Here is a 14,307-nt window from a genome sequence, read left to right on the forward strand (position 1 = left end):
CGGGACGCCAAAACCACCGAAGCGAAGTCTAGACGCCTGTTAACGTTCACGGGCTCGGCATAGACATATGATCGAGGCGCAATTCGCCGAATCGCTATCGCGGCGCCGCCATGTGGTGACCGCGCGGTTCGGCCCGGGCCGGGCGCACCCGAGCCGCACCGCGTGTGCCGGTCAGTAGACGTAAGGCCAGTTGGCGGCGTCCCAGCCGATCAGGTTGATGCCGAGAAACGATGCGCCGTTGTCGGCGTAGTAGTGGTAGAACAGCACGTCCCCGCCGTTGTCGCCGAGGACGGCCTGGTGGCCCGGGCCGTGGATGGAGCCGTGGCCGGCGAGCACCTGCGTGCCGCCTCCCGCGGTCATGGCCACCCCGTTGCGGTCGGTGTACGGACCGGTGACGGACGTGGACCGGCCGACCATGATCCGGTACGTGCTGGAAGCACCCTGGCAGCAGCGGTCGAACGACACGAACATGTAGTAGTAGCCGCCGTGCCGGTAGATGAACGGTGCCTCGATCGCCCCGCCGGCGGTGGTCCGCTGGGCGATGGCCCGCACCGCGGTGTCTGATGTGGATCTACGCCCGGTGCCGGGGTCGAGCCGGATCATCTTGATGCCGGTCCAGAACGAGCCGAAGCTGAGCCACCACTGGCCGGCGTCGTCGACGACGAGGTTGGGGTCGATCGCGTTGTAGTTGACCGAGGTGCTGCTCTCGATGATCAGCCCTTGGTTGGTCCACGATCCGGCGGCGCCGCTGGGGCTGGTGGCCAGGAAGATGGCCGAGCGCTGCGAACCGAACGTGGACGCCGAGTAGTAGAGGTAGTACTGGCCGTTGCGATAGGAGATGTCGGGCGCCCACAAGCTGCGGCCGCCGTTGGTGTACGGCGTCGTCCACGATGCCCCGTTGGGCCAGACGACACCCGCGTTCTGCCACGCCGTGCGGTCGGTGGAGGTCTTGATCGGCAGGTTGTCTCCGGTGGTGACGACGATGTAGGTCCCGTTCGGCGCCTTGACCACGGCCGGGTCGTGGGCGCCGGTGGAGCCGGTGACCCGCCCGGGGTTCGGGTAGGACGCCGGCGGCGTGCCGGGCGGGCTCGTGGGCGGCGCGGACGTGGGCGTGCCGGTGCCGACGTTGACGAGCTGCCACTGCTGGTTGGTGCCGCCGGTGTCGGTGTACTGGGAGATCCGCGAACCGTCCGCTGTGGACCACTCCCACACGTCCAACGCCTTGCCGCTGTTGCGGTTGACGAGCTTGACGTACCCGGAGTCGGTGTCCACCGCCGACCACTGCTGGTTGGTGCCGTTCAGGTCGCTCCACTGCACGATGTTCGCCCCGTTTGCGGTGGAGAGCTCGAACACCTCCAGCACCTTGCCGCTGTGGCGGGCCTTGAGCCGGTAGTAGCCGCCGCCGGAGGAGACGAACTGGAACTGTAGGTTGGTCGCCGCCGTGCGGGTGGTCTGCACGAGCGCGGCACCGTCCGCTGTGGACGACTGGGCGATGCTCAGCGCCTTGCCGCTGTGCCGGGAGACGACCTGATACCAGGCGTTGGGATCGATGGTGACCGCGTAGGCGGTGGAGAAGGTGATCGCCGCCGCGGATACGGCCAGGGCGGTCGCGGTGACGACCACCGCGAGGAGCCGCCACGGCCGCGGCCGGGCCGGCGTCGTCGGGGTGATGGTGCCCATGAAGAGGTGCCCCTTCCTGTCGTGGGGGTGCCGGGGGTCAGCGCTCACCGGAGGGCGCGGCCAGCGTGACGCCGAGGCGGACCGGCGTGCCGAAGTTCGGCGTGCCGTCGGCGTTCCAGGTGAACTTCTGTGCGCGGGTGGAGCGGTTCATGTCGCAGCCGCCGCCGGCCGAGTCGTTGGCGTGGTAGACGATCCAGTCCTCGGTGCCGTCCGGCGACTTGAAGAACCCGTTGTGTCCGGGGGCGAAGACGCCGTTGGCGTCGTTGCGCTGGAAGACGGGGTTGGGCGACTTGGTCCAGTGGGCCGGGTTGAGCGGGTCGGAGCCGGTGAAGGTGAGCAGGCCGAGCTTGTAGTCCGGGCCCCAGCACGCGCTGGCGGAGTACACGATGAACGTCCGCCCGTTGCGGTACAGCGGCTCGGGCCCCTCGGCGACCGCGCCGGTCTGCCGCTCCCAGCTCAGCGTCGGCGACGTCAGGCGCACCCGCGACCCGCTGAGCGTGTACGGGTTGCTCATCGGCGTGATGAACAGGCTCTGCCCGAAGCTGCCGCCCGCGTTGTACGTGCCCATCAGGTACAGCCGGCCGCCCACCTGGAGGACGCTGGCGTCCAACTGCCAGTCGCCGCCCAGGTCCGCCTTGAAGGTGTACGGGCCCATCGGGTCGGTGCCGGAGCTCTCCAGGACGTGCAGCCGCTGCGTGGGGTTGTAGTCGGCGACGTTCTGACCGGCGACGTAGTACAGGTACCAGCGACCGTTGAGCAGGTGGAACTCCGGCGCCCACATGTTGCAGCAGCCGTTGGCCCGGCCGGCGAGGTTGAAGACCACCTGGTCGGGGGCGCTGGCCAGACCGGCGAGCGTGGTCGACCGCCGCATGGTGATGGTCGAGTTCCACGTCGTGGTCGCCAGGTAGTAGCTGCCGTTGTGATAGGTCAGCCACGGGTCCGGTCCGTTGCGCTTGACCGGGTTGGTGAACGTCCGGACCGGACCGCCCGTCGTGGGGGTGGCGGTGGGCGTGCCGGTACCGACGTTGACGAGCTGCCACTGCTGGTTGATGCCGCCGATGTCGGTGTACTGGGAGATCCGCGAACCGTCCGCTGTGGACCACTCCCAGACGTCCAGCGCCTTGCCGCTGTTGCGGTTGACGAGCTTGACGTACCCGGAGTCGGTGTCCACCGCCGACCACTGCTGGTTCGCGCCGTTCAGGTCCGGCCACTGCACGACGGTGGCACCGTCCGCTGTGGACCATTCCCAGACGTCCAGCACCTTGCCGCTGTGCCGGGCCTTGAGCCGGTAGTAGCCGCCGCCGGACGCGACGAACTGGAACTGCTGGCTGGCTTGCCCGGCGCGAGCGGTCTGCACCAGGCCGGCCTGGTCCGCTGTCGAGCCGCCGGCGATGCCCAGGGCCAGGCCGCTGTGCCGTGACACGACCTGGTACCAGGCGTTCGGGTCGATCGTGACCGCTTGCGCCGTCGTCGACGTCACGACCACGGCCGAAACCGCGGCGACCAGACCCGCCACGGCGATCACCGCCGTGCGCCAAGGTCGCCGTCGGGCGTCGGAAACACCCATCACAAGATCCTTTCCCGGGATACGATTGTTAGCGTTAACAATCCGGCTCAAGACGGCACGCAGTGATTTCGGCGTCGAACGGCTGCCCAGACCCTTCGACGTGCCGCGCCGTACAAACTCGCGCCGCCACTCTTGCAGCGCTGCAAACAGCATGCATCGACGTTCGTGAACATGCAAGTCGGGGATTTCAGGCGGCTTTGCGCCGGGGGTACCACACGCCGACGCTGCCGTCGTCGCGCCGGCAGGTGACCGCGCCAGGACCGGCACGGCAGGCGAAGGCGCCGTCGACGACGCCGAGCACCCGTGTGGTGCGGGCCGCCGGGTCGAGCTCGGCGATCCACGAACGGCCCGTGCCGGGGTCCGTCCGCACTCCCAGCATCCGGCCGTCGTGGCCGACCTTCCGCGGTGTCTGCCACCGCCCGAGGTCGCCGATCGGCCGGCCGGTCGCCGGGTCGACGACCGCGATCCGCGGTGGCGTGTGCCGTGAGCCGAACGCGAGCAGCGTGGACCCGGTGTAGGCCAGGTGGTCCCACCGGTCGTCGGCCCACCGGACCCGCCCACTGTCCCGTTCGAGCATCCGTACGCCGGATTCGCCGTTTCTGCCGCTGACGCACAGCTGCTCGCCGCAGCCCTGCACGGCCTCACCGGACAGGTCGATGTCCGCCCGCCAGCGCCGGTCCAGGCGGCCCAGCCCGTACGCGGTGGCCACCGGCCGCGCGCCGTCCCAGCCGGCCACCAGCAGCAGCCCGCCGGCGACCTGCACCCCGGGCTCGCTGACCGCTCCGTTGGCGTTCTCCTCCGGTGGCAGCAGGGCGCGGCTCACGACGGCGCCGGTGCGCAGGTCGCGTACCTCCACCCGCCCGCCGGCCGACCACCGGACGAGATGGTCGCGATCGGGCAGCACCCACCCGCTGGAGGGCACGGACACCGACCACCGCGACGCCCCGGTGGCCAGCGAGACGGCCTGGTAGATGTCCACCTGCTGGCCGGGCGCCCGATACGACAGCAGCAGCTGACCGGGCCCGGCCTCGCGCCACCAGCCGGTGCGCCGCCACAGCTCCCGGCCGTCAGCCGCGCTCATCGCGATCGTCTGCGGCTCCCAGCCGTCCGCCAGCACCAGCAGCGTGCCGTCGACGACGTCGACGGTGTTGACCGCACCGGCCGTCATGACGGACCTCCGCCACACCGGCTCGGCGCGTGCCGCGGCGTGCCGGACGATGGTCCGCTCCCCCGGGCCGGCCTGGGCGCCGTTCGCGCGCACCAGGTACAGACCGTCGGTGGTGTCCGCGACGACGGGCTGGTCGGACCGGGCCGGCACACCGGGAAACGTCCGCTCGACGAGAGCGGCCCGCACCGGCGACGCGGCCACGGCCGTCGCCAGCACCACCGCGGCGGCGCTCAACACCGCGGCCGCCCGGCGCCTGCGCGGCGTGCCGGCCGGCGACCGACCCGGCGCCTCCGACCCGTCTCGCAGCACACCGAGGTCGATCACCGCGACAGCACCGGCCGAGCGGCTGTGCCCGACCGACATCCGTCAATCATCCGGTACATCACGCCAGGTGGCCAGGACGGCATGCTTGTTGGCGACGTCTCGCGCCGGATTGGTTGGGGCCCGCGTCGTCACGATCGGCCGATGAATACTGGGCGGGTGACCCGTTCGTGGTGGGGTTGGGGCACGGTCGAAGACGCGGCCACGGCCGCCGAGGCCGGCGCGCTCGTCGAGCGGGTGGCGGCGCTGCTGCCCGGCCACGACCTCACCGACCATCCGCCGCCGGATCCGGGCCGGCTGCCGATTCCGGCGCCGCGGGTGCGCCCTCCGGCGGCCCTGGCCGGGCTGTGTTCGGCCGGCGTGGTCGATCGGGCCGGTCACGCGCACGGCAAGGCGTTCCGGGATGTGGTGCGCAACCTGCACGGCCGCCTGGACCACGTCCCCGACCTGGTCGCGCGCCCGCGTACCGAGCGGGACGTGATCGACCTGCTGGACTGGTGCGGGGGCGACGGCGTCGCGGTGATCCCCTACGGCGGCGGCAGCTCGGTCGCCGGCGGCGTCGAGCCACGCTTCGACGCGCCCGCCGTTTCCCTCGACCTGGGCCGGCTGGACCAGGTGCTCCAGGTCGACCGGGTCAGCCGGGCCGCGCGGATCCAGGCCGGCGTGTACGGGCCAGCCCTGGAGGACCAGCTCCGCCCGCACGGTCTCACGTTGCGGCACTTCCCGCAGTCGTTCGCCTTCTCCACCCTCGGCGGCTGGCTGGCCACCCGGGCCGGCGGCCACTACGCCACGCTCTACACGCACATCGACGACCTGACCGAATCCCTCCGCGTCGTCACCCCCGTCGGCGTCAGCGAGTCCCGGCGGCTGCCCGCCTCGGGCGCCGGACCCTCGCCCGACCGGCTGTTCCTCGGCTCCGAGGGCATCCTCGGCGTCATCACCGAAGCCTGGATGCGGCTTCAGGACCGGCCCCGCTGGCAGATCACCGCCTCGGTCGCGTTCGACGACCACACCGCGGCGGTCACCGCGACCCGGCACATCGCCCAGGCCGGCCTGTACCCGTCCAACTGCCGCCTCCTCGACACCGCCGAGGCCTTCCTGAACGCCGGCACCGCCGTGACCGGTGGGCTGCTGGTGCTGGCGTTCGAGTCCGCCGACCACCCGATCGACGCCTGGCTCGACCGGGCGCTGGAGATCGCCCGCGACCACGGCGGCGAGCCACTGTCCACCCGCCGCCGGGACGAGAGCGCCGGCGACGCCGCGGCGAGCTGGCGTTCGTCGTTCCTGCGCATGCCGTACCAGCGGGACGTCCTGGCCCGCCGCGGCATGGTCGTGGAGACGTTCGAGACCGCCTGCACGTGGGACGCCTTCGAGTCCTTCCACGCGGCCGTCACCCATGCCGCGCGGCAGGCCGTCCAGGAAGTCTGCGGCGGCGGCCTGGTCACCTGCCGCTTCACCCACGTCTATCCGGACGGCCCGGCGCCCTACTACGGGGTCTACGCACCCGGCCGCTGGGGAGACACCGTCGCACAGTGGGACGACATCAAAGCCGCCGTCTCCGAGGCCATCACGGCCAACGGCGGCACCATCACCCACCACCACGCCGTCGGGCGCGACCACCGCCGTTGGTACGACCGGCAGCGTCCCGACGTCTTCGCCACCGCGCTCGCCGCCGCCAAAGCCGCCCTTGACCCCGCCGGGATCCTCAACCCCGGCGTGCTCGTCCCGCCCCGCCTGAGGCCGTAAGCGCGACGTCAGCGACGCGTAAGGGCGCGCGTGTACGCTCCGATGTCCGGAAGGGGGACGGGCATGATCCGGGTGCTGCTCGCCGAAGACGTGCGCATGCTGCGGGAGGCGTTGGTCGGCGTGCTGAGCCTCGCCGACGACATCGACGTCGTGGGTGCCGTCGAGACCGGCGACGCGATCGTGCCGACCGCCCTACAGGCGCGCCCCGACGTGGCGGTGCTCGACATCGAGCTGCCCGGCCTCGACGGGATCAGCGCCGCCGCCCAGCTGCACCAGTGGCTGCCCGAGTGCAAGACGCTGATCCTGACCGGCGTCGGCCGGCCGGGCGCGCTGCGCCGCGCGCTGTCGGCCAAGGTCGCCGGCTTCATGGGCAAGGACGCCGCCCCGGACGACCTCGTCGAGGCGGTCCGGACCGTCGCCGCGGGCGGCAAGGTCCTCGATCCACAGCTGGCGTTCGCGGCGCTGGACGTCACCGGCAACCCGCTCACCGAACGCGAGTGCGAGGTGCTGCGGCTGACCGCGTCCGGCGCCGACCCGACCGACGTCGCGGCCCGGCTCAACCTGTCGTACGGCACGGTCCGCAACTACCTCGCCGCGGCCGTCACCAAGCTGGGTGCCCGCAACCGCGTCGACGCGATCCGGATGGCCAGCGAGGCCGGCTGGCTGTGAGCTGGAGACCCTGTCGGAGTCGGGCCTCTGAATTCCTGTTAGGACGGAGATTTGGGCTACCGCGATGTCCGTCGTGGTCCAGACCGCTGCTCCCGCGGCCTCACCCTTCGCGGCTGGTCGCGGCTACCCCTTCGGGGGTCCGGGTTTTGTCCACAGTGTCTGCTGCCGGATCGGCGGCGAGGGCAACAGCCGGGCGGGGGCTTGACCCGCGGGGCTGGCAGCGCGGGCCGGGGATTTCAGCTCGCCCGCGAGCCGCCGGCCCGCGCGGTCTCCGGCGGGAGCGGCGGTCCGCCGCTGACGCGGAGCCGGGACAGTGTTCTGAGGATCTCCACACCAAGGCGCCCCTCATGTCGTAAGAACGACCTGAGGGACGCCTTGGTCAGGCGGTGCGGTGGTCAGGCCGCGAGCGCCAGCTCGGGCTGACGGGTGTCCTCGGCCGGTGCGGCGTGCGCGCGGGCCTTGCGGGGCAGCAGGAACGCGAGCCCGAGCGCGGCCACCGACAGCACGATGGTCAGCAGGGTGACCGCGATGGCCGCGTCGACGGCGGTGTCCGCGTCGAGCATCCCGTGGGCCGTCGGGCGGGCGATGCCGAAGAACACGGTGCCGAGCACCGCCACGCCGACCGAGGCGCCGAGCTGCTGGATCGACTCGAGCATGCCCGAGGCGGAGCCGACCTCGCGGTCCTCGATGTCGCCCATGATGATGTCGAACAGCGGCACGAAGATCATGCCCATGCCGAGCCCGAAGACGAGCAGCGGCGCGGTCAGGGTCCAGGTGCCGATCTCGGCGCCGTACCGCTCGAAGACCACGTACACCCCGGCGGCGCCCACGGTCATGATGGCGAGCCCCACGTGCAGGATGCGGCGGCCGAGCTTGGCCGCGGAGCCCGCGCTGAAGCCGGAGCCGAGGAACGCGCCGACCGCCCAGGCGGCCATCGTGAAGCTGGCGCGGGTGGGGCTGTAGCCGAGCCCGAGCTGGAGGAACAGACCGACGGCCAGCGAGAAGCCGACGATAGCGCCGAAGAAGACGACCACGAAGGCGACGCCGGAGGTGTACGAACGCTTGGCGAACACGCTCAGCTCGACCAGCGGGGTGGCGCCGGAGCGGCGGCGGCGGATCTGGTAGACGACGAAGCCACCGACCAGCGGGACGGACGCGGCCAGCAGCACCATCGTCCAGGTCGGCCAGCCCAGCTCGCGGCCCTGCACCAGCGGGAAGACCACGGCGAACATCGCGACCGCGGCGAGCACCACGCCGGGCAGGTCGAGGGTGCGCGGGCGGCCGGCGACCTGGCCGGGCGCCGCGGCCGGCAGGGCGTACCGGCCGGCCAGCAGGGCGAACGCGCCCAGCGGCAGGTTGATCGCGAAGATCATGCGCCATCCGGTGCCGAACACGTCCGCGTCGACCAGCACACCCGCGACTACCGGGCCGAGGATCGTGGCCAGGCCGATCATCGGGCCGAACACGCCGAACGCCTTGCCCATCTGCTCCGGTGGGAACAGGTCACGGATCAGCCCGAAGCCCTGCGGGATCATCACCGCGCCGAACAGCCCCTGTATCACCCGCGCGACGATCAGCGTCTCGATCGTCGGGGTGGCCGCGCACACGACCGACGCCGCGACGAAGCCGACGATGCCGATCATCAGCATCCGCTTGCGGCCGAACATGTCACCCAGCCGGCCGCCGGTCAGCAGCCCGATCGCGAGGGCGAGGGTGTAGCCGGCGGCGATCCACTGGAGTGCCGTGTAGGACCCGCCCAGCTCGGCGTGGATGGCGGGGGCCGCGACGTTGACGATCGTCGAGTCCAGCAGGTTCATCAACGTGGCTGCCAGGATGGCGAACAGCCCCACCCACGCGCTCTTGGCTTTCATGACTAACTCCCCTACCTGCGGATGTTTGCGGAACGGATCGTTCTGTTCTCAGATTAGCAGAGCGGAACGATCCGTTCCAGAGATGCGGAACAGAATTTTTCGTTCCGCTGTACGCTAGGGGCATGTCGACACCACTGAGCGGCCGCAAGGCCCAGGCCGCACGCAACGACGAGGTCATCCTGACGGCCGCGCGGGCGGTCTTCCTCGACGACCCGGGCGCGCCGATCGCCGCCGTCGCCGAGCGGGCGCACGTCGGGATCAGCGCCCTCTACCGGCGGTACCCGAGCAAGGAGGAGCTGCTGCGCAAGCTCTGCTCCGACGGCCTCGCCGCCTACATCGCCGCCACGCAGGCCGCGGTCGACGAGCTCGACGCGGGCGGCGACGCGTGGCAGGTGTTCGCCGGCTTCATGCGCCGGGTCATCGACGCCGGATCCACGTCGCTGACCATCCGGCTGGCCGGCACGTTCACCCCCGACGAGCAGCTGTACCGCGACGCGCAGCACGCCGACGACCTCAACCGCCAGCTGATCAAGCGCATACGCGAGGCCGGCGCCATCCGCGACGACATCGAGGTCGCCGACATCGGCCTCATCCTGGAACAGATCGCCTCGGTACGCCTCGGCGACGACGCACGCACCGGCGAGCTACGCCACCGCTACCTCGCCCTGATCCTCCAAGGCCTGAGCCACCCCGACCCCCGCACCCTGCCCGGCCCGCCACCCCGCCCCGAGGAACTGGCCGCCCGCTGGACCGCCTAGTGACCTCCGGCGCCGCCCTCGCCCCAAGAGGGCTCCCGTATACCCGCCCAGACAGTGACAGGGCTGCCCTCTTGAGCGCCGGGGTGAGCGGGACACCGGCCCTAGACGGTGACCGGGACCGTGGATGTGGACAGGTCGGCGGCGGGTTGGACGGTGCCGACCTCGGCGACGAGGACGAAGCGGTCGTCCTGGCGGTGGACGGTCAGGCGGCCGCCGGCCTCGCGCGTCCGTGCGCGCAGGTTGGCCAAGCCGTTGCCGGGCGCGGCGTCCGCCGTGACCGACGAGACGCCGTCGTTGGTGACGGTCAGCCGGACGCCGCCGGGTATCGGGCGGGTCTCGATCTCGCAGGTCGTGGCGCGAGAGTGGCGCAGGACGTTGGTGACGGCCTCGCGCAGGACGACCGCGAGCGGCGACTCGGCGGACGGCGCGGGCGCGGCGTGCAGCTCGACCGCGACGGTGACCCCGGCGGCGGAGAGCGTCGAGCGGGCGCTCGCCACCTCCTCGGCGAACGACAGTCCGGCCGGCTCGGCGGTGATCGACCGCAGCGAGTGCAGCGCCTCCTCGGCGACCTCGCCGGCCTCGGCCAGCTGCATGCGCACGGCGCTCGGGTCGGTGCCGGCCAGCCGCCCGGCGAGCTCGGCCTTGAGCGCGATCGCGGAGAGTTGGAAGCCGAGCAGGTCGTGGGTGTCGCGGGCGATCCGGAGCCGTTCGCGCAGGACGGCGAGCCGGGTCAGCTCCTGGCGGGCGGCGACAAGCTGCTCGGCCGCGAGCGGGAGGCGGCACAGCGCGGCGACGGCGACCATGGCGAGAAGCCCCCAGAGCACCGTGTAGTACGTCCAGAGCGCGACCTGGGGTGGGTTGGCGAGGAGGTCGACGCCGTACTGGTGGAGCTGGAACAGCGCGGAGCCCACGACAAGCGTGCCGGCGGCCGCCCACGACCACGGCCGGCTTACGTGGAAGAGCACGACGCCGGCCACCGCACCCGCGTACTGCGGGGACGGGACCGTGGTGCCCCCGATGGCCGTGGCCGCGCCGAGCAGCACGATCTGGAGGGTGAGTGTCCAGCGCCACGCTGGCGGCGCGCTGCTGGAGCGTGGCCGGACGTGGTGCAACTGGAGCAGGCTCAGCGGCACGATCAGGGCGACGATGCACGCCAGCCGGGACGTGGAGATCGGCTCCAGCAGGCCCCACGCGTCGTGTGCGCGCGCGATGGTGGTGACGAGGAGGTCGACCTCGAGCACGGCCATGATCCCCCAGGCCAGCCATGGCGCGGCGGCGACCGGTCGCGGGCTCCGCGTGCCCCGCGAACGGTGCGGCTGGGTTGGTATCCGCACGTCGACCCCGCCGGGATCGAGCCCGACCCGGAGCCGGCCGCCGAGCCGCTCGACCTCCTCGGCGATGCCGTCCGTGGCCAGCGTGCCGGGTGTCCCGCCGGTGAAGCTCACGCGCATCGACGCCGAGCCGTCCAGCTCGATCCGGCAGGTACGCGGCGGAGTCCCGGCCAGGGCGTTGACCACCGCACGTCGCAGGATCGCGCCCAGCGCGGCGTCGACCGGCGCGGGCAGCCGGTCCGGCACGGAGCCGACCGTCACGTCGACGCCGGCGGCGGCGAGCACGGTGCGGGCGGCGGCCACCTCGCCGGCGAGTGAGCGGTCGCGGTAGTCGTCCGCGACGGTCCGCACCTGGGCCAGCGCCTGCCGGGCCTCGGCCGCCACCGCACCGGCGTCCTCGCGAGTCGGGCTGGCCTCGCCGTCGAGGCGCCGGGAGGTCGCGATGACCGAAGCCAGCCGCGCGCCGACCTCGTCCTGGAGGCGGCGGGCGATGCGCAGCCGCTCGCGCGCGACCTCGAGCGGGGCGCTGGCGGCCCGCGCCGCGTGCAGGTCCCGGACCAGTTCGCTGAGGCGGGAGATGCCGAACAGCAGCAACCCGTTGGCGATGGCCACGATGACCGCGTACGCCACCCGCGCGGGGACGACGCCGTCGGCGTCCGTCAGGCCCGGGTCGATCGCGATCCGGACGGCGAGGTCGCCCGACACGGCCAGCGCGGCCAGCGCCCACGACAGCCAGCCGGTGAACGTGAGCAGCACCGTGGCCACGACGAGCGCCGCCGGTGGGTTCCAGCGCCCGCCGAACACGAGGTACGGCCCGTAGGCAAGCAACACCTGCACGGCCAGCAGCAGGAGGGCGTGGGAACGGGACGGGCGGCGGAACGCGAACGCGATCTGCACGGCGCCGAGCGCCACGATGACGGCGGAGCCCAGCAACCGCTCGGCGGCGTCGAAGCCGGACTCGAAGCCGCCCCACGACATGAAGTGTTCGATGCGGTACGCGCAGTAGATGGCGACACACAGCACGACCGGGATCGTGGCGAGCCGGATCGGCTTGTCACCGGCCGGGTACACGGGCTGGATCCCTCCTCGACCGGTGTGCAATCTGCATGCGGGGGTGTGCGGCATGCGCCGGATGGCTCCTGCGAAGCACAGCCGAGATCGTGCGGCAGACACTACCTGGCCCAACCCCGCTCTGTGAACGTTTATGCAGGTCAAGCACGTTCACTGAGAGGCGAGCACCATGCATGATTCCGAGATCACCCCGTTTCGCATCGAGATACCGCAGGCGGACCTCGACGACCTGGCCGACCGGCTGGCCCGTACCAGATGGACGGAGGAGCTGCCCGAGAAGGAGGTCGTCGCCGGCGGCGCCGGCGCGCCCGTCCCGCCCGGCTGGGAGTACGGCGTCCCGGTCTCCTACGTCCGCGACCTGGTCGACCGCTGGCGCACGTCCTTCGACTGGCGCGCGAAGGAGGCGGAGCTGAACGAGTTTCCGCAGTTCACCACCGAGATCGACGGGCAGCGTATCCACTTCGTGCACGTCCGCTCCGCGCAGCCGGACGCCACCCCGCTCATCCTGACGCACGGGTGGCCCAACAGCTTCGTCGAGTACCTCGGGCTGGTGGGGCCGCTCACCGACCCGGCCGCGCACGGCCGCCCCGGCGCGCCGGCCTTCCACGTGGTGATCCCGTCGCTGCCCGGCTACACGTTCTCCGGGCCCACGCACGAGCACGGCTGGAACGCCCACCGGATCGCCGCGGCCTGGGCGGAGCTGATGCGCCGGCTGGGGTACGACCGGTACGGCGCGCACGGCAACGACTGCGGTTCGATCGTCTCCCCGCTGCTGGGCGAGCTGGACCGGGACCACGTCGCCGGGGTGCACGTGACGCAGATCTTCTCGTTCCCGATCGGGGCGGACGGCGAATTCGACGGGCTCACCGGCGAGGACTTCGGCGCGCTCCAGTTCGGCCAGGCGTTCGCCGAGCACGCCATCCACGACCGCTCGCAGCAGGCCCAGCCGCAGACGCTGGCGCACGCCCTGGCGGACTCGCCGGCCGGCCTGGTCGCCTGGGCCGGGCAGCTGTTCGGCACCGCGCTCAGCCCCGAGGACATCCTGACCAACGCGTCGCTGTACTGGTTCACCAACACCGCCGCGTCGGCCGCCCGGTTCTACTACGAGAACGCCCGCGCCGCGCAGACCGGCGAGCCGGCCGGGCCGACGACCGTGCCGATCGGCCTGGCCGCGTTCGCCTTCGACTTCCGGGCCGTCCGGCGGTTCGCGGAGCGGGACCACCACAACATCGTCGCCTGGAACACTTACGACCGTGGTGGGCACTGGGCCACCCACGACGCACCCGACCTGCTCGTCGAGGACATCCGCCAGTTCTTCGCCGCGCTGGCCCGTTGAAAGGACGTTGACGTGACATTTACGGTGCTCACCACCGCGCTCGACAGCTTGCGCCAGGTCACCGCCAGGGCCGCCGCCACCGGGCGGCTCGACGACCCGACCCCGTGCACGGACTGGACGGTGGCGCAGGTGCTGTTCCACGCCGCCGGCGACCAGCACGCCTGGGCGTCCATCGTCGGATCCGGCTCGCTGCCGTCCTACAACCCGTTCGACCCGCCGCGCCACCTCGACGGCGGCGTCGAGGAGGCGGTCGCGAAGGCGGTCGAGGCGGCCACCGCCGCCTGGGCCGGTGTCGACCCGACCAGCGAATCGGTGAACACGCCGCTGCCGCCCGTGCCGACGCTGGCGCCGGCTCTCGCGGCCGCCGCCTGCGCCCTCGACGCCGCCGTCCACGCCTGGGACGTCGCCGTCTCGACCGGCCAGCCGTCGCCGCTGACCGCCGCCCTGGCCGAGCAGCTGATGCCGGCCGCTCAGGCGACCGTCGAACCGCTGCGCGGGTTCGCCTACGCCAGTGCCCTTCCCGCCGAGGCCGGTGACGACCCGGCCGCCGCCCTGCTGCGCTACCTGGGTCGCGATCCACAGTGGACACCGGTGGGCAGCTGACCGGCAACCGGTCAAGGCAAGCGGGCGTCCCGGGCCACCGCCACATCGTGGCCCGGGACGCTTGTGCCGGCGTGGCTTCAGGTCGCGACCACCGTCTCGTCCCGGTCGGCGCCGGCGGCGGACGGCCAGGTACGGAAGCTCGACGTGCGGTAGGTGAAAGCGTTCATGCCGCACCTCGTCCTTCCG

10 protein-coding genes are annotated in these 14,307 nt (G+C 72.2%); 5 read left to right on the plus strand and 5 right to left on the minus strand.

What is annotated here, in order from left to right; translation table 11 throughout:
• Positions 1-171: 171 nt before the first annotated feature.
• From AC5L36_RS08805 to AC5L36_RS08815, 3 genes are all read right to left on the minus strand, one after another.
• Positions 172-1,680: a family 43 glycosylhydrolase gene (locus AC5L36_RS08805; RefSeq protein ID WP_441217104.1), complete on the minus strand. Its 1,509-nt coding sequence runs from the start codon at positions 1,678-1,680 to the stop codon at positions 172-174.
• A gap of 37 nt (positions 1,681-1,717) precedes the next feature.
• A complete protein-coding gene (locus tag AC5L36_RS08810; protein WP_441217105.1) occupies positions 1,718-3,247 on the minus strand; it encodes a family 43 glycosylhydrolase in 1,530 nt (509 codons plus the stop codon).
• Between the two features lie 187 nt (positions 3,248-3,434).
• Entirely contained in the window at positions 3,435-4,778 is a 1,344-nt protein-coding gene (locus AC5L36_RS08815) for a hypothetical protein (RefSeq protein ID WP_441217106.1), read from the minus strand.
• A 102-nt stretch (positions 4,779-4,880) separates the two neighbouring features.
• Between AC5L36_RS08815 and AC5L36_RS08820 the strand changes: the two genes are divergently transcribed.
• The gene (locus AC5L36_RS08820) at positions 4,881-6,482 is read left to right on the plus strand and encodes an FAD-binding oxidoreductase (RefSeq protein WP_441217107.1); all 1,602 of its coding nucleotides are present in this window, start codon (positions 4,881-4,883) and stop codon (positions 6,480-6,482) included.
• A gap of 63 nt (positions 6,483-6,545) precedes the next feature.
• Entirely contained in the window at positions 6,546-7,151 is a 606-nt protein-coding gene (locus tag AC5L36_RS08825) for a response regulator transcription factor (protein WP_441217108.1), read from the plus strand.
• Between the two features lie 395 nt (positions 7,152-7,546).
• Here AC5L36_RS08825 and AC5L36_RS08830 read toward each other — a convergent pair whose 3' ends face one another.
• On the minus strand, positions 7,547-9,022 hold the full coding sequence (locus AC5L36_RS08830) for an MFS transporter (protein WP_441217109.1): 1,476 nt from the start codon (positions 9,020-9,022) through the stop codon (positions 7,547-7,549).
• 122 nt (positions 9,023-9,144) lie between these two features.
• Between AC5L36_RS08830 and AC5L36_RS08835 the strand changes: the two genes are divergently transcribed.
• Entirely contained in the window at positions 9,145-9,780 is a 636-nt protein-coding gene (locus tag AC5L36_RS08835; protein ID WP_441217110.1) for a TetR/AcrR family transcriptional regulator, read from the plus strand.
• Positions 9,781-9,881: 101 nt separating this feature from the next.
• Here the strand turns inward: AC5L36_RS08835 and AC5L36_RS08840 are convergent, their stop codons facing one another.
• Positions 9,882-12,182, minus strand: coding sequence for a sensor histidine kinase (locus AC5L36_RS08840; protein ID WP_441217111.1), 2,301 nt, complete (start codon positions 12,180-12,182; stop codon positions 9,882-9,884).
• Between the two features lie 169 nt (positions 12,183-12,351).
• Here AC5L36_RS08840 and AC5L36_RS08845 point away from each other — a divergent pair, with 169 nt between their 5' ends.
• A complete protein-coding gene (locus AC5L36_RS08845) occupies positions 12,352-13,518 on the plus strand; it encodes an epoxide hydrolase family protein (protein ID WP_441217112.1) in 1,167 nt (388 codons plus the stop codon).
• Positions 13,519-13,530: 12 nt separating this feature from the next.
• Positions 13,531-14,121: a TIGR03086 family metal-binding protein gene (locus AC5L36_RS08850; protein WP_441217113.1), complete on the plus strand. Its 591-nt coding sequence runs from the start codon at positions 13,531-13,533 to the stop codon at positions 14,119-14,121.
• Positions 14,122-14,307 lie beyond the last annotated feature (186 nt).

The sequence above is a fragment of the Phytohabitans sp. LZ39 genome (genome assembly GCF_059359075.1).